This window comes from Burkholderia sp. 3C (assembly GCF_054589155.1).
Map to the genome: position 1 here is coordinate 38,542 of NZ_BAAILN010000076.1, position 19,385 is coordinate 57,926.

Genomic DNA, 19,385 nt, shown 5'->3' on the forward strand with positions numbered 1-19,385 from the left:
TGTTCGGATGAGGTATGGGGGCGCACGTGAGCAGCGTCGTGCTTTCCCCGGTGCCGACTGCGTCCGCATCGGCGGTGCCCGTCAGTCCTGCCATGCCGGCGGCATTTGGCGCGCGAATCCTCGTGGGCATGGCAGGCGTGCTTCTCGCCGTTGTGATCGCTCAACTGAACGATCATGTAACCGAAATCGCGATGGCCGATGTACGTGGCGCCATGGGGATCAGTTACGACGACGCGTCATGGCTGTCCACGCTCTATCAGGTCACGCAGGTGACGGCGATGATGTTCGCGCCCTGGTGCGCGACAACATTTTCACTCAGGCGCTTTACGATTGGTGCGGTCGCTGTATTTGCCGTGCTGGGACTTATTTTTCCATTTGCCCCTTCCACGGCGGCACTCTTCACATTGCGCGCATTGCAGGGATTCGCCGGAGGGTGTCTTCCACCGATGCTCATGACGGTTGCGCTGCGATTCCTGCCTCCGGGAATCAAGATCTACGGGCTGGGTGCCTATGCGCTCACGGCAACCTTCGCGCCAAATCTTGGTACACCGCTCGCGGCATTGTGGACCGAATACGTTGGCTGGCGATTCCTGTTCTGGGAAATAGCGCCTCTCGGCTTGCTGTCGATACTCATGATTGCATGGGGACTTCCGCAGGATCCCCTGCGCCTCGAACGATGCCGCCAGTTCGATTGGCGCGGCCTGGTCCTTGGCTTTCCTGCGGTCGGAATGCTCATTGCGGCGCTGGGCCAGGGAACGCGGCTGGGTTGGATGGATTCACCGTTGATCTGCCTGTTGTTTGTCGCTTCGGCGATCCTGCTCGTGCTGTTTCTGGTGAACGAATGGTTTCACCCGTTGCCCTTCTTCAAGATCCAGTTGCTGGCGCGCATGAATCTAACCCATGCGCTTATTACGCTTGGTGGCGTGCTGCTGATCTTTGTCGCCATTGCGGGCATTCCCGCGGCCTACCTTGCGGAAGTGAAGGGCTATCGGCCCTTGCAAAGCGCACCTCTTTCGTTATGCGTAGCGCTGCCGCAACTGCTGGCGCTTCCCATCGTCGCAGCCTTGTGTAACGTACGTGCGATTGACTGCCGCTGGATTCTTGCCACGGGGATCGGCCTCATTGCGTTGACGTGCGGCATTGGTAGCAATCTCACATCGGACTGGACGCGCGAGAACTTTTACGTCCTGCAGATCATCCAGATATTCGCGCAGCCGATGTCGGTGATTCCAATTCTCGTGCTGGCGACCAACGGGCTCGCACCTGTCGAGGGGCCGTTTGCTTCTGCCTGGTTTAACACGATCAAGGGGCTCGCATCGGTCGTGGGAACTGGCGTGACCGAAGGGTTCTTCACCATGCGCGAGCATTTCCATTCCAACGTACTCGTTGACCAGCTTGGCAACCGGCCGCAGGTCCTGGCCGGGGCGAACGATGGATTGATCCGTGCGGCGGAACTCCCGCACCCGGCGTTACTGCCACTTCTCGACGACCGGATACGTGAGCAGGCGCTGGTTCTTGCTTCAGCGGATGTCTTCCGGCTGATGGCCCTCATTGCGGTTGCGCTCATCGTGCTGATTCCGCTCCTCGCGCCCCGTGTCTATCCTCCCAGCGCTGTCGCGAAGTAGTGCGACCCGAGAACGATTTTATTAGCCATGTCTGAATCAATTAAAAAACGAAAAATGCATATCGTCGCTGCCGCCATCCTGATTGCGGTTGCCGTATCGGCTGCCATTGCCGGTTTTGGTCGGTCTTTGTCATCAGAGGCCACCAACGACGCGTATGTGACTGTCGACTACACGGTCGTTGCGCCGCGTGTGGCTGGGCAGATCACGGGGCTGCTGGTGGAGGACAATCAGGTCGTCCATCAGGGGCAACTCCTCGCGCAGATCGACGACAGGGATTACCGGGCAGCAGTCGCTTCTGCACAGGCGAACGTGGCTATGGCAAAAGCCGCGATCGACAATGCGTCGGCAAGTATCGTGCAGCAGCAGTCGGTCATCGAGCAGGCGAATGCAGCGCTTGCGGCTGCCCGCGCGAGCTATACGTTCGCCCGCGCGGATTACAGTCGCTACACAGATCTGGCAAGTCGTGGTGCGGGCAGCGTGCAGAACGCGCAGCAGGCACAGTCCCGTATCGATACCGCGCGGGCTGACGTTGCACGCAGCCAGGCGGCCGTCCAGGCAGCACGGCAGCAGGTCGCGGTGCTGCAGTCGGTCAGGGATCGCGCGCAGGCGGCGCTCGAACAGGCATCGGCGGCACTCGACACGGCTCGCCTCAATCTCTCATGGACACATATCGTCGCCCCGGTTGATGGCATGGTGGGCCAACGCTCAGTGCGTCTCGGGGCTTACGTGACTGCAGGCACGCCACTGCTTGCCGTGGTTCCGCTGCAGAGGGCCTATGTTGTAGCCAACTTTCAGGAAACGCAGCTGAGATCTGCGCGTCGCGGCCAGCCGGCCGATGTCCGCGTCGATACGTTTCCTGGCGCCGTGTTGCACGGAACGGTCGATAGCCTGGCACCGGCCACGGGGGTGACCTTTGCCCCGATCGCACCGGACAACGCAACGGGAAACTTTACCAAGATTGTCCAGCGCATTCCGGTGAAAATCCTGCTGCGTCCCGGGCAGCCTGAACTGGAACGCCTTCGCGTAGGCATGTCAGTCGAGGCAACCATCCGGACGGACGATTCGGATGCCAAGGGTAATACGGGAGGCATTCTGAAATGAGCCCGTATATTGCGCGCGTAGCCGGCGCGGTGTTGCTGACACTGTTAGCCGGGTGCATGGTCGGTCCGGACTATTACAAACCTGAAGCCGCATTGCCGGCACAGTGGACGCAGGCGGCCAAACAGGAAACACCAGCGGTAGGCAGTCGAGCTGTTCCAGGCGACGTCGATGCGCAGTGGTGGACCGCATTCTCGGATGCCGAACTCTCTTCGCTCGTTCAGCGTGTGGCAGGCGCAAACCTCGATGTCAAGGTTGCCACTCAGCGGCTGATGCAGGCACGAGCGGCCCGTCGCATGACCGGGGCGGACGCCATGCCCGCGTTCGAGGGAACGGCCTCGTATCAGCATTCGCGCTCGAGCCAGAACGGGCTCGTCGACATTTCAGGTCTGAATGGCCAGCATGACTACAACGTCTGGCAGCCGGGGATCGACGCCTCGTGGGAATTGGACCTCTGGGGGCGTGTGCGTCGCGAGATCGAATCCGCCGACGCGTCGGTACAGGCAACTGCGGAGTTGCGGCGCGATGTCCTGCTCTCTGCAATCGCCGAGACGGCGAGCGACTATATCCAGCTCAGGGGCGTACAGGCACAACAGGCTGTCGTTGAGCAAAACCTCGACATCGCACGCCAAAGCCTGAAGCTCACCCAGATCCGCTTTACCGACGGGGTAGCGACCCACCTTGAGACTGCGCAGGCAGCAGCTCAGGTGAGCGGCATCGAAGCGCGTCTGCCGGTGCTTGAAAACCAGCGGGTTCATCTCGTCAACGCTCTGAGTTTCCTGCTCGGCGAGCCCCCGCGAACGCTCGAAGGCGAACTCGATGCCGTCCACGCCGTTCCCCCCGTGCCGCCACGCGTGCCCGTGGGATTGCCTTCGCAACTGGCCGAGCGCCGGCCGGATATCCGCCAGGCGGAGGCACGTTTGCATGGGGCAACTGCGGACATCGGCGTCGCTGTTGGGGACTTCTACCCAAGGGTCACCCTTTCAGCGAATCTGAGTCTTCAGGCCATGCACTTTGGAGATCTCGACGAGTGGAGTTCACGCATGTTTGGCGTGGGGCCGGCGCTGACCGTACCGATCTTCGAGGGGGGGCGTCTCAAGGGCCAACTCGAGTTGCGCAAGGCACAGCAACGTGAAGCAATGATCGAATACCAGCGCACGGTACTCAATGCGTGGCATGAGGTCGATAACGCCATGAGCGACTACGACACACGGCAGACACGGGAGGAGAAACTTGACGCAACGGAGGTGCAGGACAGCGAGGCACTTGAGAACGCACGTAGTCAGTACCTAGCGGGTGCGACAGATTTCCTCAATGTGCTGACCGTCCAGCGCGACCTGCTGGATACGCAGCAAGCCAGGGTTGCCAGTATTACCGACGTGTCACTCGCATTGGTCGGCCTCTACAAGGCTCTGGGGGGCGGGTGGGAAACGAGCTTCCCCTCTGCGCCAGAGGCTGCAAAGGTCGACGCTTCCACGCGTGGAAAACTCATGATCAGTGGCGGGAACGCGTCAGGCGAATCCGCGCGGCGCACTGATCTGGGGTAGCGATGAGCGGTCTCGACACCTCCTGCTTTGTTGTGTTTGACGTCAACGCGTTTCCCGTTGTGGTCCGCTGCCGCTGGTCGGCAGCGCTATCCGCAGAAATGATCCACTCGCCCAAGCTGTTTCGCCTAACGCGAACGACACCGCCCGATGCAGTCGGTCAATTCATCCAGCGCAACGGACAGATCGTCCAGATCCATATGCGCATACCCCAGCAAAAATCCATTCGACTCTTCCAGCGTCGAACCGGCAAACTCCCGCACTTCGTTGAACACGATGCCGCGTGAATTCAAGGCCCTTCGCAATTCGCGATCGAATGCTCGCTCGCGACCGGCCACCACAACGTGCAAGCCCCCTTCATCGCCGCTCAAGTCGATTTCGCCGACGTAGTCGGCCAGGCGTGCACGAACCAGATCGCGCATCGCGCCATAGTGGCGTCGCACTCTGCGCAGATGCTTGTCGAGTTCTCCTGAAACCAACAGCGTCTCGACAATTTTCTGAACGGGCCAGGACACATGCACACGTTCGCGTTCGATGTGTGCGGCCAGCGCCGTTGCCGCCGCCTTGGGCGCCGCGATAAAGCCGAGCCGCAGCGAGGGGCTGACGGCTTTCGCAAACGTGCTTAGCAGCAACGTATTGTCCGGCGCGCTCGCAAACAACGGCGGATAACGCGTGCCCGCGTAGTGGAATTCGCAGTCGTACTCGTTCTCGACAATCACGGTCCCGTGCATGCGAGCGAGGTCGATGAGCGAACGACGCCGTGGCCCGGACAGACGGCCGCCCAGCGGGTATTGGTGCGCCGGCGTCACGTGTACCAACGCCGGAATGCCCGGCGATTCCATGATCCGTTCCACCAACACGCCTTCGTCGTCGACGGGCACATGGCGCAGCGTCGCGCCCGAGCGCGCGAATGCCCAGTTGGCCCCCGGATATCCAGGGTCTTCGACCGCACACAGGTCGCCATCGCGCAAGAACGTGCGCGCGACGAGATGCAGTGCCTGCCCGGTTCCGTGGGTCACGACAATCTGATCGGGATCGACCGACACCGAACGATGTTCGTGCAGCCAGTGCGCAATCGCATGGCGCAATCCCGATTCTCCGCGCGAGTCGCCATATCCCGCCGGCGGAAGATGCCGCCCGGCTTCACGGCATGCGTTGCGCCATGCCTCCAGCGGCAGTGCCCGCACATTGACCTGCCCAAGTCGCCAGTCGAATGCGGTGGCCGGTTGCGGCACCGTCTTGCCGTTCTCGTTATCGATCCGTCCCAAAACCGACGATTGCCGGACGATGGTCTGTCGACGAGGCGCGGCAATGCCCCGGCTCGCGGCCACGAAGGTCCCGCTTCGGCCGCGCCCCTCCAGCACGCCATCGGCAATCAATTCGTCATAGGCCTCCACGACGCCATTGCGCGCGATTCCCAGTTGCTGCGCCAGATCGCGTGTTGGTGGCAGGCGGGTTCCGCATGGCAGGACCCCGTTGTCGATTCGCTCGCGTAATTGCCTGATGATTTGGCGGAACACCGGGCCGCTTGCATGCCGATCGATCTCAAGGTCGACCAGGGCAGGATGGGATTGTTTCGACACGGTGGAGCGAACCATAGACACCCTGAAATTCCATTTTTTTGGTTCTTAAAAAATACATGAAAAACGTCAAAATTCAAGAACCAAAGACAACGCGGAATTTCCATGCGGATTCGCATCATCACTGACGACTTCACGAGCGCGCTCGACGGCACGGCCTGTTTTGCCGAGCGAGGCTGGGATACGGCCGCGCTGCTGCGGCCGGAACAGGCCGGCGCGGTGAGGGCGACCGCAGTCGTCAGCCTCGACACGGATACGCGCGAACACGTCGCGGCCGGCGACCCGGTAGCCGATACGGCGCGTGCCTGGCGCGATGCGGACGTGCTCGTGCTGCAGTTCGATTCGACGTTGCGCGGGCGCGTCGCCGAAGACTGCCTGAGCGCCCGCGCCGCATCCGGCCGCTGCAAGTTGCTGATCGCGCCGGCGTTCCCGTCGGCCGGACGCACGACGGAGGCTGGCCGGGTACTTGTCGACGGCATTCCCGTCCATGAAACCGCATTCGGGAGAGACCCGACCTTGCCGGTTCGGGAGTCCAACGTGCCTGCGCTGTTTCTCGCGCAGGGTTTGCCGGTTGTCATCGCACGCGACGCCGCGCAAGCGAAAGCCCTGCTCGAAGAGCACGACGCCGTCGTGATGGATGCGCGTGTCGAGAATGATCTCGACGCCTTGGTCGGCATGTTCGCCGGCTCACGAGACGTGTTGCTCGCCGGTTCCACGGGATTGCTGCGCGCGCTCGCCCGTGCACTGCCGCAGCCCGAACCGACTCCTCGACCTGCGGCCTTGCCCTGCGATGCGCCCTGGCTGGTTGTCGGCAGCCTCAATCCGCGTTCGCGTCGCCAACTGATCGTGGCGCGCGAACGCCGCCCGATCAACGTGCTGGCTACCGGCAGTGATCGCCTGTTCGAGGCCGCGTTGACCGAAGCGGCACTGCGCGACCTGGTGAAGCAGGCCACCCACCTCATTTCCGATGGCGCGTGCGATGGCCTGGTCGTAACGGGGGGCGAAACGGCCAGACGTATTGTCGACGCCCTGCCTGCCGTGTCGCTGCGCGTCCATCGCGAAATCCTGCCGGGTGTGCCGCTGGTCGAGGTTCGCACCTCGAAAGGCCGCTTCCCGATGATTACGAAGGCCGGTGGTTTTGGCGACGACGACGCGCTGCTCGCCTGCATCGACGCATTGACTGGAGCAAGAGCATGAAACAGAAACTGATCGCCGTGACGATGGGCGACGCGGCCGGCATTGGGCCCGAAATCGTCGTCAAGACATTCTCGAACAGCGCGTTTATCGCTGACTATCCGTCGTTTGCCGTCGGCGATGCCGGCGTGCTGCGGCGCGCGGCGGCCGCGCTCGGCTTGCCGCTCGAGATTCGCGAGACGGATTCGGTGTCGGGCATCGCACCGCGCCCGGGCACGCTCGACGTGCTGCGCGTGCCGGGCGCCGAACCGCTGCCTGCCGATCTGCCGCTGGGCGCCATCAGTGCACTGGCCGGCGAAGCGGCCTTTGGCGCGATCCGCACGGCGATCGATCTGGCGATGCAGCGCGAGATCGCGGGCATCTGCACCGCGCCGATTCACAAGGAGGCGCTTGCCGCCGCCCGCGTTCCTTATCCGGGCCACACGGAGATGCTCGCGGATCTTTCCGACACGCGCGACTACGCGATGATGCTCGTGAACCCGACGTTGCGCACGATTCTCGTGACGGTTCACTGCTCGATGCGCGAGGCGATTTCAAGGCTGTCCGTCGAGAGCGAATTGCGCATCATCCGGCTCGCGCATCGTGCGATGACGGAACTCGGCATCGAGCGCCCGCGGGTTGCCGTGGCGGGCCTGAATCCTCATGCCGGCGAGGGCGGGCTGTTTGGCCGGGAGGACCTCGACATCATCGCGCCGGCCATCGAGCGTGCCCGGGCGGAAGGCATCGACGCCAGCGGCCCCTGGCCGGGCGACACGGTGTTCATGAACGCACGCCGTGGCCGCTTCGACATCGTGGTGGCGCAGTACCACGACCAGGGGCTGATTCCGGTCAAGCTGGCGGGCGTCGAAGACGGCGTGAACATTACCGTCGGCCTGCCGTTCGTGCGGACGAGCCCGGATCACGGCACGGCGTTCGATATCGCCGGCAAGGGGATAGCCGACCCCGCGAGTTTGCAGGTCGCACTTCAAACCGCCCATCAATTCGCCCGTTCGCGGGTGTGAGTCATTTATCAAGGAGTCCGACATGTCCTCCCATTTCATTCTGATGCTCACGGAGAACGATGCCACCGTTCCCGATGCGCTGGCGGTCTACGACAGCCTGCGCGACAGCCCCGTTCACTTTGTCGGGTTCAAGGATATCGGCCTGCCGGTCGCCTCGCTCAGGCAACTGGCGCAACGGATCCGGGCCGATGGCCGCAAGGTCATGCTCGAAGTGGTTGCGACGAGCCGTGACAGCGAACGCGAATCGATCCAGGCTGCGCTCGATATCGGCGTCGACTATCTGCTCGGCGGCCGTCACGTCGAGGATGCGCTGGCCATGCTGCGCGGCTCGTCGATCCAATACTTTCCGTTTGCCGGCCGCACGGTCGGGCACCCGACCGTGCTCGAGGGTACGATGGACGAGATCGTCGACGATGCGCGTCGCATTGCGGCCGTGCCCGGTGTACACGGGCTCGATCTGCTCGCTTACCGCTTCACGGGCAAAGGCGACCCGGCCGAGTTGACGCGGCGCGTCACGCAAGCCGTGACGGTTCCCGTCATTGCGGCCGGCAGCATCGACGGAGAAGCGCGTGTCAAGGCCATGATCGAGGCGCAGACTTGGGGTTTCACGGTGGGCAGCGCATTGTTTCAGGGTACGTTCGTCAAGCGCCTCCTGCCGGCGCAGATCGACACCATTTTCCAGATCGAAGGAGTGACGGCATGAAACTGAACAAGGTCAACGTCGCGGCTGCATTCTCGGCTTTCAGCGAATACTGGTCGCCCAGGATCGGTGGCGACATCAACGAGTCGCAGATCAAGTTCGCCAAATTCAGCGGTACGTTCAACTGGCATCATCACGATCACGAGGACGAACTGTTCTTCGTGGTGAAGGGCACGCTGCGCATGAAGCTGCACGCCGAAAACGGCGGCGATATCGTGATCGAAGCGGGTGAATACCTGATCGTGCCGAAGCGCACCGAGCACTGCCCGGAAGCCGTGACGGACGAAGTGCATTGCCTGCTGCTCGAGCCGAAGACGACCATCAATACCGGCAATGTCGTCAACGCGCGCACGCGCACCAACCTCGAGCGCATCTGAAACGCATGGCGCTCGACCTCTGGGCACTCCTGGGGCAGTTGCACGCGTGCCGGTTCGTGGACCTGACCCACGCGTTCGACGCATCGATTCCGCATTCGCCGTTCTTCGAGCCCGAGACGCGCACGGTCCTGTACGACCATGCACCCTCGCGGGGTTCGATGGGGCAGGGGTTTCTTGCGCATCGCTACAGTTTTGTCGGCCAGTGGGGCACGCACGTCGATCCGGGCGCGCACTTCGTGGCCGGCCGCCGGTTTCTCGACGAGATTCCGGTGCGCGAGATGATCCTGCCGCTGGTCGTCATCGACATTCGCGAGCAGGTCGCCGCCGACGCGGATTATTGCCTGTCGATCGACGACGTGCTGCGTTGGGAAACGCGTCACGGTGTGGTGCCGCGCGGGGCATTCGTTGCCAAGCACAGCGGCTGGTCGTCGCGCTGGCCGGATCGCGAGAAGATATCGAATCGCGACGCGCAGGGCGTGGCGCATTTCCCCGGCTGGACCCTCGCAGCGCTACGCCATATCTTCGAGGCGCGCGGCGCCACGGCCTGCGGGCATGAGACGCTGGACACCGATGGCGGCCTCGCGATCAGCCGCGGTGACGGTTCGCTCGAACGCTATGTGCTCGACCAGGATCGTTGGCAGATCGAACTGTTGGCGAATCTCGATGCGGTGCCTGAAGCGGGGGCGCTCATCGTCGCAACGTGGCCGAAGCCGAAGCATGGTTCCGGCTTTCCGGCGCGTGTTTTTGCGATCGTGCCGTGACGTAATACGTTGTCTTTGATCGGCGCGTTTTTATCGGCCGCGCCATGCCCTCGACGATCGCTTCGGATGGACAGTGCGGACGCGCGCCGCGCCGGCGCGGATGGCGGGTTCAAACGGCTTGGTCGGCCTGCCGTCCCCTCAAGCGTCTCCCACCTCCGCCGTTCGCCGATACTGCCCCGGCGCCACATCCATCACACGTTTGAACGCGCTCCTGAACGCGCTTTCGGACGAATATCCCACGGCCGCCGCCGCCTCCGCTATCGACACGCCCGCCCGAATCGCGCGCCGGGCCAGGTGCATGCGCCACCGGGTCAGGTAGGTCAGGGGCGGCACGCCCATCATGTCGCGGAATCGAACCGCGAACGACGTTCGCGACATCCCGGCCTCTTTCGCCAACGCCTCCAGGTTCCAGTTTCGAGCCGGATCGCCGTGGATGCAGCGCAGCGCGACGGACAGGCGAGCGTCGCCGAAACCCTTCAACCAGCCCCGATCGTCGTGAGGTGCGTGCGCCAGATAGGCCCGCAACGTCTGCACGAACAGCAGTTGCGCCAGCCCGGAGATCACGGTGGCCTGGCCCGGCCGGCTGCCGGGCTGCGTTTCCGCAACCAATTGCGCGATCAGCCATGAAATCGGCGCGGCCGCCTCCGTGGCCCTGCTCACGTGGATCAGCGGCGGCAGGCCGCTCAGGAGCAGCGCCTGCCGGTCGGCGTCGATCTGCACCAGGCCGCTCAACATGGTGAAGTCGGTTCCGTGGCCAAGGCGATAGGTGCCGTCGTCGTCCCGGGCGAGCGGCATGGCCGTCGCGCCGGAGATCCGTGCCGGGGCGCTGGCCAGCACCAAGGTATGCGTGCCGCTCATGACCAGGATGTCGCCCGCCGCAAGCTGGCGAGGTTCGTCGGGCAGGCCTTCCATGAAACACCAGCAACGGCCTTCCGTGATGGCGCAAAACTTGATCGAACCCATCGTGCCGAAGCGACGCGCCCAAGTGCCGCCCGCCACCAATCGTCCGGACAGGTCGCAGCGGGCTTGGAGAAAATCCAGGAGATCGGATAGCGGATCGACCATCAGGTTTGAATGATTGCGTATAAAAAATGAACGAATGCGGCTTATAGGTACGGGTTCGGAACATTAGCATGCGGATGTCACTCTTGGAGATCCAGTATGTCTACCCCGCAATCGCCCATTGGCTCGGGCTTCAGAGCCGCTTCCACCGCCGAGGAGGTCATCCGCGGCATCGACCTGACCGGCAAATGCGCCGTCGTCACCGGCGGCTATTCCGGCATCGGTATCGAAACCGTCAAGGCGTTCCGGGCTGCCGGCGCCAAGGTGTTCGTGCCGGCGCGCGATCTCGTGAAGGCGCGCGCCGCCTTGAGCGGCATGCCCGATGTGGTGTTGCAGCCGATGGATCTGCTCGATCCGGCGTCCATCGATCGTTTCGCCGAGCATGTCCTCGATTCGACGGATGCCGTCGATATCCTCGTGAACAATGCCGGCGTCATGGGGCCGCCGCTCGCACGCGATGCGCGCGGATATGAATGCCAGTTTTCGGCGAACCACCTCGGCCACTTTCAACTGACCTGCCGCCTGTGGCCGGCGCTGGTCCGCGCCGGGCAGGCACGCGTGATAGCCCTGAGTTCCTATGGGCATCGCCGGGCCGGCATCGATTTCCACGACGTGAACTTCGAACGCCGAGACTACGACCCGTGGGTTGCCTACGGCCAGGCCAAGACGGCCAATGCACTGTTCGCCGTGGCGCTGGACGCGATCGGCAAGCACTCGGGGGTGCGCGCGTTTTCCGTTCATCCGGGCGGCATCATCACGGACCTGGTCCGTCACATGCCGAGGGAAGCGCTTGAAGCCCAGGACTACATCGACAAGGAAGGCCGGCCGATCATCGATCCGGAAAACAACAAGAAGACACCGCAGCAAGGTGCTGCGACGAGCGTCTGGTGCGCGACGAGCGCGAGGCTCGACGGCATGGGCGGGGTTTACTGCGCGGACTGCGACATTGCTCGTGCGCTCCCGTCCGACGACTCGGAGGCGCTGAATGGCGTGCGTCCTCGGGCGATGGACGCGGTAGCGGCAGGGCGGCTCTGGCAATTGAGCGAACAGCTTACCGGCGTGCGTATCGATTGATGTTGTTGGGGCAGCGCGTCGAGCGATGGGGGCCCCTCATGGCGTATCCAGCCAACGCGCCGCATCGGGCCCACCTCGATGCGGCGCGTTGGCTTGCACCGCCCGGCAAGCGCCGATCACCCCCGAACCCCCAACCGATACGCTCGCGGCGAACTCCCGGTCACCCGCTTGAACGCGTTGCTGAACGCACTCTCCGACGCATACCCGAGCGATTCCGCCAGCACCGCCACCGGCCGGTTCTCCTCCCGCAACGCCCGCTCCGCCAGACGCATGCGCCATTCGGTCAGATAGGTCAGCGGCGCGGTGCCGACCACCGCCTTGAAGTGAAACGCAAAGCTCGTGCGCGACATCGCACACGCCTTGGCCAGTTCGTCGAGATGCCACGCGCGCGCCGGCTCGCCGTGCATCAGGCGCAGCGCCGGCGCGATGCGCGGGTCGCCCAGCGCCCGCAGCCATCCGGCCGGCATCGCGTCCGACGTTTTCAGGTGCGCGCGCAGGATCTGGATGAACAGCAACTGCGCGAGTTGCGCGGTCGCCAGTTGCCCGCCAGGCTGCTCGGCCGTGCGTTCCTCCACCAGTTGATCGAGCAGCCAGCGAAACGCGCTGGCCTGCGGCGACGCGGCCGGCACGTGAATCCACGGCGGCAGCACGTCGGCCAGCAAGCGCCCGCTGGCCGGATCGAGCAGCACGTGGCCGCCGAGATGCGCGAAATCGGCGCCGTCGCCCAATTGCAGACTGTTGCGGCCCGCGCCGGAAAACACGCTCATCGCGTCGAGCGGTTCCAGATCGGGGTCGCTGGCGAGCACGAACGCGCGCCTGGCCGACAGCAGGCCGACGTCGCCGGTGTCGAACCGCACCGGCGCCGGTTCGCCGTCGATGCGGACCCAGCAGCAGCCCTTCACGACCGCGAAGAACTTGATCTTGTCGGGCGCGGGGAAGCGCAGCGCCCACGGGCCGCCCGCCGTGAAACCGCCGGTCACGATCGATTCGGCGCTGGTGAACTTGAGGATGTCGGAAAAGGGATCGGTGCTCATTCTCGTACTATCGCGCAAGTAAATCGCACTTTCAATTATTCACGGTCCGAGTGCCGCTGTCTAAGCTGAGGCTTTGCTCAATCAGGACATCGGCATGAACGACACAACGGTACTCGTCACCGGCGGCACCGGGTTTATCGCGCAGCATTGCATCCTCGCGCTGTTGCGCGAAGGCTATCGCGTGCGCACCACGATCCGCTCGCCGGGGCGCGAGGCGGAAGTGCTCGGCAACCTCAAGCAGGGCGGCGCGCAGCCGGGCGAGCGCCTGAGCTTCGCCATGGCCGACCTTGGCGACGACCGCGGCTGGGCCGAGGCGGTGGCCGGCTGCAGCTACGTGCTGCATGGCGCGTCGCCCACGCCATCGGGCAACCATGCCACCGAGGACGACTGGATCCGGCCTGCCGTGGACGGCAACCTGCGCGTGTTGCGCGCCGCGCGCGACGCGGGCGTCAAGCGGGTGGTGCTGACGTCGGCGTTCGGCGCGATCTGCGCGGGGCATGCGCAACTGAGCCGCCCGTTCGACGAGCGCGACTGGAGCAACCTGTCGGGCAAGGTCTGGCCGTATCAGAAGTCGAAGACGCTGTCCGAGCGCGCGGCCTGGGATTTCATCGCGAAAGAGGGCGGCGGGATGGAACTGTCGGCGGTCAATCCGACGGCGGTGATGGGGCCGGTGCTCGGCCCCGACTACTCCCACTCGATCCGCACGGTCACCAACATGCTGGACGGCCAGCGCGCCTGCCCGAAGATCAATTGCGGCTTTGTCGACGTGCGCGACGTGGCGGACCTGCACGTGCTCGCGATGCGCCATCCGGCCGCCAACGGCGAGCGCTTTCTCGCGATCGCGGGCCACAGCCTGTGGATGCGCGAGGTGGCCGAGGTGCTGCGCCGCCGGATGGGCGCGGCGGCTGGCAAGGTGTCGGCGCGCGAGCTGCCGAATTGGGTGGTGCGCCTGGCGGCGTGGCGCAACCCGGCCATGCGCGGTATCGCGACGCTGCTCGGCCGCGATATGAACGCCACGAGCGCCAAGGCGATCCGGCTGCTCGGCTGGCGGCCGCGGTCGAGCGAGGACGCGATCGTCGCCACGGCCGACAGCCTGATCCGGCTTGGCCTGCTCAAGCCGTAACAGGGCATGGGGCGGCTCGCGCCTTGTCGATGGAGCAAGCACGAAGGCCGTCGCGCTGTCCCGCTCGGCCAGGTCCATTTCGTTGCACGACGGCCACCCGGCATTGGCGGCGCGCGGCCTGGTTGCCAATGCCGTGGGCCGGCTCGCGACAATTCAGGCCTGTCATTGACGTGTGCCGGCGCGATCCGCGTCGCGGCCGCCAGAAAGCGCGCCCTCGAATCCGATCCCGTCGCCGTTCACACGCCTGCTACCTTCGCACACCGAAGTGATTGAGGTTGCGTATCGCACGCTTTGTCATTAACCTAACGAACGTTAGGTAATGATCGGCGATCGAAGCATCATCCGTTCGCCGATTGCGTGTCGAAACCCCTCCATCGAAAGGCAATCCATGAGCATCGAACCCATCCACGCCGCTGCGGACACCCGCGCCGTCATGACGATCCACGATTTCGCGACCGGGCCGTATCCGGCGCGCGTACGCATCGCGGTCGCCGAAAAGCAGCTCGAAGCGCAGGTGCGCTTCGAGCGAGTCGATCTTTATCAGGGCGAGCACAAGCGTCCGGCGTTCATCGCGGACAAGAACTATTCGGGCACGCTGCCGGTGCTCGAACTGGCCGACGGCACCTGCATCGCCGAATGCACGGCGATCACCGAATACCTCGACGCGCTCGACGGCGCATCCGTGCTGACGGGCACCACGCCGCTGGAGAAGGGCGTGATCCACATGATGAGCAAGCGCGCGGAGATCGAGCTGCTCGACGCGATCAGCGTGTATTTCCACCACGGCACGCCGGGCCTGGGGCCGGATGTCGAGCTGTATCAGAACGCCGAATGGGGCTTCCGGCAGCGCGACAAGGCCGTGCGCGGCATGCATTACTTCGACCAAGTGCTGCGGGATCGGCCGTTCGTGGCTGGCAACGCGTTTTCGATGGCCGACATCACCGTGATCGGTGGCCTCGTGTTCGCGGCGATCGTGAAGCTGCCGGTGCCGGAAGCGTGCACCGCGCTGCGCGCCTGGCTCGTACGGATGCTGGCGCGGCCGAGCGTCGCGAAGCAGCCGGCGCTGGCGGTGCTGAACACCTGACGCCGGCTGCTCGATCAGGCCCGCGGCGGTTCGGGCGGTTCGGCATCGAAGAATCCCAGATAAGCGGGAGCGGCACCGGCCGGCGCCGTATCGGCCAGGCGCGCCGGCGCGTCGATCGACAGCAGCGTTGCGAGCGTCGAGGCGCGGTTCGTCACGTAGCGCCACGGATACGGCGAATGCGGCTCGGCGCTGCCGTCGCTGTGCGCGGCCGCCAGTTGCGCGGCTTCGAGCGCGGCGCGCAAAGCCTCGCGCGCCGGCGAATACACGGCGAAGCCCTCGTTGGCGAGCGCGGCCGTGTCGTAGCCGAGTTGCGCGCACAGGTAGGCCTTGGCGAGACGGTCGCGCTGGTCGGCCTCGCGCGATTGCGCGATCAGCTCGGCGGTGGCGGCATCGACCAACCGGCCCTCGGTCATCAGCACCGGCCGGTCGGCCGCCCACGCCTCGGGCGGGCAGGCCTTCGAGGCCGGGTCGAGCGCCAGCGCCGGGTGCGATTCGGCCGGATAGATCCGGCACACGCGCGGACGTTGCTCGTAGGCGCCGCAGGCCATGTCGGCGCGCAGGTGCGGGCACGGCCCGGCGAACGCCGCCACCAGCGTGACCGCCACGCGCACCGGCAGCGTGCCGCATTGGGCCGCGAACGAACGCCGCCGCCGGTGCTGCGCGAGCAGGTTGTCGGCGGGCGGCTCCTCGGGCCAGGGCACGGCGTCGCAGAACAGTTGCACCTCGCCGCCGCGCGACAGCCAGGTGATCGCTTCGTCAACGGCGAGCGGCAGGCGCAGGTCATGGCAGCAGCGGCCGCACATCGTGCAGGAAAAGTGGACGGACATGATCGGGGGGTGTGGTGGTGTTCGACGCCGTCAATTCGCTGCGCGGGCCGCCGTGGTTACAGTGGCGGCGCACGATGATTTTCATCGCCCAGGTTGACTATTCAAATTTGGCTGGTTGAGATGCGTGCATGAAGCCGACCAAGGCGATGCGGGGTAATTCCCGATGTCTGCCGGGATGTCTATACAAGAAGATGCGAGCACGGGCCGTCGAGCCCATCCGCCGCCGCGCGTCGTCGGCGATACCAACCGGAGCGCAATACGTGGCGAACCAGAGAGAGGGCCGTGGCAACGGCGCGTTGATCGAAACGCGATCGATCGATTTCATTCCCGACGCGGAGCGTCACGGCAGCCTCGCGAGCCAGTTCACGCTGTGGCTGTCGGCGAACCTGCAGATCACGGCGATCGTCACGGGCGCGCTGGCCGTGGTGCTGGGCGGCGACGTGTTCTGGTCGCTGATCGCGCTGCTGCTCGGCCAACTGGTGGGCGGCGCGGTGATGGCGCTGCACGGCGCGCAGGGGCCGCAACTGGGGCTGCCGCAGATGATCTCGAGCCGCGTGCAGTTCGGCGTGTACGGCGCGACGATCCCGCTGGTGCTGGTCTGCCTGATGTACGTCGGCTTTTCGGCCAGCGGCTCGGTGCTGGCCGGCGCGGCCGTCGCGCAACTGCTGGGCGTGGGCGACGTGGCCGGCATCGTGCTGTTCGCGATCTGCATCGTGCTCCTGACGATCCTCGGCTATCGCACCATCCACCTGATCGGCCGCATCGCCAGCGTGATCGGCGTGGTGGCGTTCGTGTTCATGTTCGCGCGCCTGTTCGCGCAGCACGACATCGGGCTGCTGCTGGCGAACCGGCATTTCTCGATCGCCAGCTTCCTGTTGTCGATGTCCTTGTCGGCGTCGTGGCAGATCGCGTTCGGCCCGTACGTGGCCGACTATTCGCGCTACCTGCCGCGCTCGACATCCTCGCCGGCCACGTTTCTGGCGGTGGGCCTCGGGTCGGTGATCGGCGCGCAGGCCGCGATGGTGTTCGGCGTGTTCGCGGCGGCGCTGGCCGGCGCGCAGTTCGCGCATCACGAGGTGGCGTTCATCGTCGGGCTCGGTTCGACGGGCGCCGTGGCCGGGCTGCTGTACTTCAGCATCGCGTTCGGCAAGGTCACCGTCACCACGCTCAATGCCTACGGCAGCTTCATGTCGATGGCGACCATCGTCAGCGGCTTTCGCGGCCAGCGCACGCTGTCGCATGGCCGGCGGCTCGCCTACATCCTCGCGATGGTGGCCGTGTCGACCGCGCTCGCGATCGCCGGCCGCCACGCGTTCCTGAAGGAATTCACGTCGTTCATCCTGTTCCTGCTGGCGTTCTTCACGCCGTGGAGCGCGATCAACCTGGTCGACTATTACGTCTTCACGCGCTCGCGCTACGACGTGCCGGCGCTGTCGAACCCCGACGGCCGCTATGGCCGCTGGAACGGCATGGCGATCGGCGTCTACGCGGTCGGCATTCTCGTGCAGATGCCGTTCATCTCGACGGGCTTCTACACCGGCCCGCTCGTCGATGCGCTGGGTGGCACCGACATCTCCTGGATACTCGGCCTCGCGGTGCCGGCGCTGCTGTACTACATCGGTGCGCGGGCGTCGTCGCGCAGCATTCCCGAGCGCCTGATCCAGCCGGGCGAGGGCGCACGCGGCGCGAAGTAATCGCCTAATCAACGCCGAACGTGCGTTGATCGCCCGTTAAAAAATGAAGACGAAAAAAAGCCGGCTGCCCATTCGCAGCCGGCTTTTTCATGCGTGACGAAGCAGCGTGTGAACCCGCGTGCTCAGGCCTCCTCGGCCCACGACATGTTGTCGCGCGCGAGCAGCGCCGACGACGCGGCCGGCCCAAACGTGCCCGCCGTATAGAGGCGCGGCCGATCGCCCGGCTGCTGCCAGCCTTCGAGGATCGGCTCGACCCAGGTCCAGGCCGCTTCGAGTTCGTCGCGGCGCATGAAGTGGGTGAGGCGGCCGCGGATCACGTCGATCAGCAGGCGCTCGTACGCTTCGGCGCGGCGCTCCGGAATCGCCTGCTGCAAATCGAGGTTGAGGCTCACCGGCACCATGTTCATGCCGCTGCCCGGCTCCTTCGCGAGCATCTGCAACTGGATCGATTCCTCGGGCTGCAACTGGATCACGAGGCGGTTGCTGTAGTGGCGCGGGCCGTCGGGGATGATCGAGAACGGCAGGTCGGCGAACTCGATGACGATCTCCGATTGCCGCTTTTGCAGCCGCTTGCCGGTGCGCAGGAAGAACGGCACGTTGGCCCAGCGCCAGTTGTTGATGTGGGCGCGCAGCGCGACGAAGGTTTCGTTGCGGCTGTTCGGCGGCACGTTGTCTTCCTCGAGATAGCCCTTGACCGGCTTGCCGTCCACCGCGCCGGCCGCGTACTGGCCGCGCACCGTGTCGCGTGCGATGTCGGCCGGCGTCATCGGACGCAGCGAGCGCAGCACCTTGAGCTTCTCGTCGCGCACGGCATCGGGATCGAGCGACACGGGCGGTTCCATCGCGACGATGCAGAGCAGTTGCAGCAGGTGGTTCTGCACCATGTCGCGCAGTGCGCCGGTGTGGTCGTAGAAGCCGGCGCGGCTGCCCACGCCCACCGTTTCCGCCACCGTGATCTGCACGCTGCGGATATACGGCGCCTGCCAGAGCGGCCCGAAGATCGGGTTGCCGAAGCGCAGCACCATCAGGTTCTGCACCGTTTCCTTGCCGAGGTAGTGGTCGATCCGGTAGATCTGCGATTCCGCGAAATGGCGGCCGACGTCGTTGTTGATCGCCTGCGCCGAGGCGAGATCGTGGCCGAGCGGCTTTTCGAGCACCACGCGCGAGGCGGCGTTCAGCAGCTTCGCGGTGTCGAGGTTGTCGCAGATCGTCGTGAACAGTTCCGGCGAGGTCGACAGGTAGAACACGCGGATCGCCTCGTCGCGCGAGGCTTCGGCCAGGCGCTGGTAGTCGGCGGCGGCGTTCACGTCGATCAGCACGTACTGGAACAGGTCGAGGAAGCGGCTCCACGCTTGCGCGTCGAAGGCTTTTTCGTCGATGAACGGACGCGACTGCTCTTCCATGAACTTGCGGTAGCCGTCGATGCCCCAGTCACGGCGGCCGACCGCGATGATGCGCGTTTCGGCCGGCAGATTGCCGTGCAGGTGCGCCATGAAGAGCGCGGGCAGCAGCTTGCGGGCGGCGAGGTCGCCGCCGCCGCCGAAGATGATCATGTCGACGGGCGATTCTTTTGCGGCTTGGGAGGTGGGGTGGGTCATGGGTGGTGG

17 protein-coding genes are annotated in these 19,385 nt (G+C 65.0%); 12 read left to right on the forward strand and 5 right to left on the reverse strand.

The genetic code is table 11. The features are described 5' to 3' along the window. The first annotated feature begins 26 nt into the window (after positions 1 to 26). From ACYP33_RS13820 to ACYP33_RS13830, 3 genes are read left to right on the forward strand one after another with little or no spacing between them, the layout of a single operon-like run. Entirely contained in the window at positions 27 to 1,625 is a 1,599-nt protein-coding gene (locus ACYP33_RS13820; RefSeq protein WP_459622343.1) for an MFS transporter, read from the forward strand. Between the two features lie 27 nt (positions 1,626 to 1,652). After that, positions 1,653 to 2,726 (forward strand): HlyD family secretion protein, encoded by a 1,074-nt coding sequence (locus tag ACYP33_RS13825; protein ID WP_459622345.1) that lies wholly within the window; start codon positions 1,653 to 1,655, stop codon positions 2,724 to 2,726. Beyond that, positions 2,723 to 4,270 carry an efflux transporter outer membrane subunit gene (locus ACYP33_RS13830; protein ID WP_459622347.1) on the forward strand — a complete coding sequence of 516 codons (1,548 nt, stop codon included), beginning with the start codon at positions 2,723 to 2,725 and terminating at the stop codon, positions 4,268 to 4,270. Before ACYP33_RS13825 ends, ACYP33_RS13830 begins: the two co-directional genes overlap by 4 nt. Before the next feature lie 125 nt (positions 4,271 to 4,395). Here the strand turns inward: ACYP33_RS13830 and pdxR are convergent, their stop codons facing one another. Next, on the reverse strand, positions 4,396 to 5,865 hold the full coding sequence (pdxR, locus tag ACYP33_RS13835; protein ID WP_459622349.1) for a MocR-like pyridoxine biosynthesis transcription factor PdxR: 1,470 nt from the start codon (positions 5,863 to 5,865) through the stop codon (positions 4,396 to 4,398). A gap of 87 nt (positions 5,866 to 5,952) precedes the next feature. On the opposite strand from pdxR, the gene ACYP33_RS13840 reads away from it, so the two are divergent. The 5 genes from ACYP33_RS13840 to ACYP33_RS13860 are packed head-to-tail and all read left to right on the forward strand — an operon-like array spanning position 5,953 to position 9,880. Continuing rightward, complete coding sequence (locus ACYP33_RS13840; protein ID WP_414451689.1) at positions 5,953 to 7,044, forward strand: four-carbon acid sugar kinase family protein; 1,092 nt, start codon at positions 5,953 to 5,955, stop codon at positions 7,042 to 7,044. Continuing rightward, on the forward strand, positions 7,041 to 8,042 hold the full coding sequence (gene pdxA / locus ACYP33_RS13845) for a 4-hydroxythreonine-4-phosphate dehydrogenase PdxA (protein WP_459622351.1): 1,002 nt from the start codon (positions 7,041 to 7,043) through the stop codon (positions 8,040 to 8,042). The genes ACYP33_RS13840 and pdxA overlap by 4 nt, the downstream gene beginning before the upstream one ends. A gap of 22 nt (positions 8,043 to 8,064) precedes the next feature. Further along, positions 8,065 to 8,745, forward strand: a complete 681-nt coding sequence (locus ACYP33_RS13850; RefSeq protein ID WP_459622353.1) for a 4-hydroxythreonine-4-phosphate dehydrogenase — start codon at positions 8,065 to 8,067, stop codon at positions 8,743 to 8,745. Beyond that, the gene (locus ACYP33_RS13855; RefSeq protein WP_459622355.1) at positions 8,742 to 9,119 is read left to right on the forward strand and encodes a cupin domain-containing protein; all 378 of its coding nucleotides are present in this window, start codon (positions 8,742 to 8,744) and stop codon (positions 9,117 to 9,119) included. The genes ACYP33_RS13850 and ACYP33_RS13855 overlap by 4 nt, the downstream gene beginning before the upstream one ends. Positions 9,120 to 9,124: 5 nt before the next feature. Continuing rightward, on the forward strand, positions 9,125 to 9,880 hold the full coding sequence (locus tag ACYP33_RS13860) for a cyclase family protein (RefSeq protein ID WP_459622357.1): 756 nt from the start codon (positions 9,125 to 9,127) through the stop codon (positions 9,878 to 9,880). Positions 9,881 to 10,018: 138 nt separating this feature from the next. Here ACYP33_RS13860 and ACYP33_RS13865 read toward each other — a convergent pair whose 3' ends face one another. Next, positions 10,019 to 10,945, reverse strand: a complete 927-nt coding sequence (locus ACYP33_RS13865) for an AraC family transcriptional regulator (protein WP_459622359.1) — start codon at positions 10,943 to 10,945, stop codon at positions 10,019 to 10,021. Positions 10,946 to 11,041: 96 nt separating this feature from the next. On the opposite strand from ACYP33_RS13865, the gene ACYP33_RS13870 reads away from it, so the two are divergent. Beyond that, positions 11,042 to 12,016: an oxidoreductase gene (locus tag ACYP33_RS13870; RefSeq protein ID WP_459622360.1), complete on the forward strand. Its 975-nt coding sequence runs from the start codon at positions 11,042 to 11,044 to the stop codon at positions 12,014 to 12,016. A gap of 116 nt (positions 12,017 to 12,132) precedes the next feature. On the opposite strand, the gene ACYP33_RS13875 is transcribed toward ACYP33_RS13870, so the two are convergent. Beyond that, positions 12,133 to 13,089: an AraC family transcriptional regulator gene (locus ACYP33_RS13875; RefSeq protein WP_459622437.1), complete on the reverse strand. Its 957-nt coding sequence runs from the start codon at positions 13,087 to 13,089 to the stop codon at positions 12,133 to 12,135. Positions 13,090 to 13,144: 55 nt separating this feature from the next. Here ACYP33_RS13875 and ACYP33_RS13880 point away from each other — a divergent pair, with 55 nt between their 5' ends. Together ACYP33_RS13880 and ACYP33_RS13885 are read left to right on the forward strand one after the other, a co-directional pair. Continuing rightward, entirely contained in the window at positions 13,145 to 14,173 is a 1,029-nt protein-coding gene (locus tag ACYP33_RS13880) for an SDR family oxidoreductase (RefSeq protein WP_459622361.1), read from the forward strand. 388 nt (positions 14,174 to 14,561) lie between these two features. Continuing rightward, positions 14,562 to 15,257, forward strand: coding sequence for a glutathione S-transferase (locus ACYP33_RS13885; protein ID WP_459622362.1), 696 nt, complete (start codon positions 14,562 to 14,564; stop codon positions 15,255 to 15,257). A gap of 14 nt (positions 15,258 to 15,271) precedes the next feature. On the opposite strand, the gene ACYP33_RS13890 is transcribed toward ACYP33_RS13885, so the two are convergent. After that, positions 15,272 to 16,084: a YkgJ family cysteine cluster protein gene (locus ACYP33_RS13890; protein ID WP_459622364.1), complete on the reverse strand. Its 813-nt coding sequence runs from the start codon at positions 16,082 to 16,084 to the stop codon at positions 15,272 to 15,274. 296 nt (positions 16,085 to 16,380) lie between these two features. Between ACYP33_RS13890 and ACYP33_RS13895 the strand changes: the two genes are divergently transcribed. Then, a complete protein-coding gene (locus ACYP33_RS13895; protein WP_459622438.1) occupies positions 16,381 to 17,778 on the forward strand; it encodes a purine-cytosine permease family protein in 1,398 nt (465 codons plus the stop codon). Between the two features lie 122 nt (positions 17,779 to 17,900). On the opposite strand, the gene zwf is transcribed toward ACYP33_RS13895, so the two are convergent. Next, positions 17,901 to 19,376, reverse strand: a complete 1,476-nt coding sequence (gene zwf / locus ACYP33_RS13900; protein WP_414442102.1) for a glucose-6-phosphate dehydrogenase — start codon at positions 19,374 to 19,376, stop codon at positions 17,901 to 17,903. Positions 19,377 to 19,385: the final 9 nt, after the last annotated feature.

Excerpts from the sequence above, each read along its gene's own strand:
- ACYP33_RS13825 (WP_459622345.1), top strand. The coding sequence starts at position 1,653 with ATGTCTGAATCAATTAAAAAACGAAAAATGCATATCGTCGCTGCCGCC.
- ACYP33_RS13830 (WP_459622347.1), top strand. The coding sequence starts at position 2,723 with ATGAGCCCGTATATTGCGCGCGTAGCCGGCGCGGTGTTGCTGACACTG.
- pdxR (WP_459622349.1), bottom strand. The coding sequence starts at position 5,865 with ATGGTTCGCTCCACCGTGTCGAAACAATCCCATCCTGCCCTGGTCGAC.
- ACYP33_RS13840 (WP_414451689.1), top strand. The coding sequence starts at position 5,953 with ATGCGGATTCGCATCATCACTGACGACTTCACGAGCGCGCTCGACGGC.
- pdxA (WP_459622351.1), top strand. The coding sequence starts at position 7,041 with ATGAAACAGAAACTGATCGCCGTGACGATGGGCGACGCGGCCGGCATT.
- ACYP33_RS13850 (WP_459622353.1), top strand. The coding sequence starts at position 8,065 with ATGTCCTCCCATTTCATTCTGATGCTCACGGAGAACGATGCCACCGTT.
- ACYP33_RS13855 (WP_459622355.1), top strand. The coding sequence starts at position 8,742 with ATGAAACTGAACAAGGTCAACGTCGCGGCTGCATTCTCGGCTTTCAGC.
- ACYP33_RS13860 (WP_459622357.1), top strand. The coding sequence starts at position 9,125 with ATGGCGCTCGACCTCTGGGCACTCCTGGGGCAGTTGCACGCGTGCCGG.
- ACYP33_RS13865 (WP_459622359.1), bottom strand. The coding sequence starts at position 10,945 with ATGGTCGATCCGCTATCCGATCTCCTGGATTTTCTCCAAGCCCGCTGC.
- ACYP33_RS13870 (WP_459622360.1), top strand. The coding sequence starts at position 11,042 with ATGTCTACCCCGCAATCGCCCATTGGCTCGGGCTTCAGAGCCGCTTCC.
- ACYP33_RS13880 (WP_459622361.1), top strand. The coding sequence starts at position 13,145 with ATGAACGACACAACGGTACTCGTCACCGGCGGCACCGGGTTTATCGCG.
- ACYP33_RS13885 (WP_459622362.1), top strand. The coding sequence starts at position 14,562 with ATGAGCATCGAACCCATCCACGCCGCTGCGGACACCCGCGCCGTCATG.
- ACYP33_RS13890 (WP_459622364.1), bottom strand. The coding sequence starts at position 16,084 with ATGTCCGTCCACTTTTCCTGCACGATGTGCGGCCGCTGCTGCCATGAC.
- zwf (WP_414442102.1), bottom strand. The coding sequence starts at position 19,376 with ATGACCCACCCCACCTCCCAAGCCGCAAAAGAATCGCCCGTCGACATG.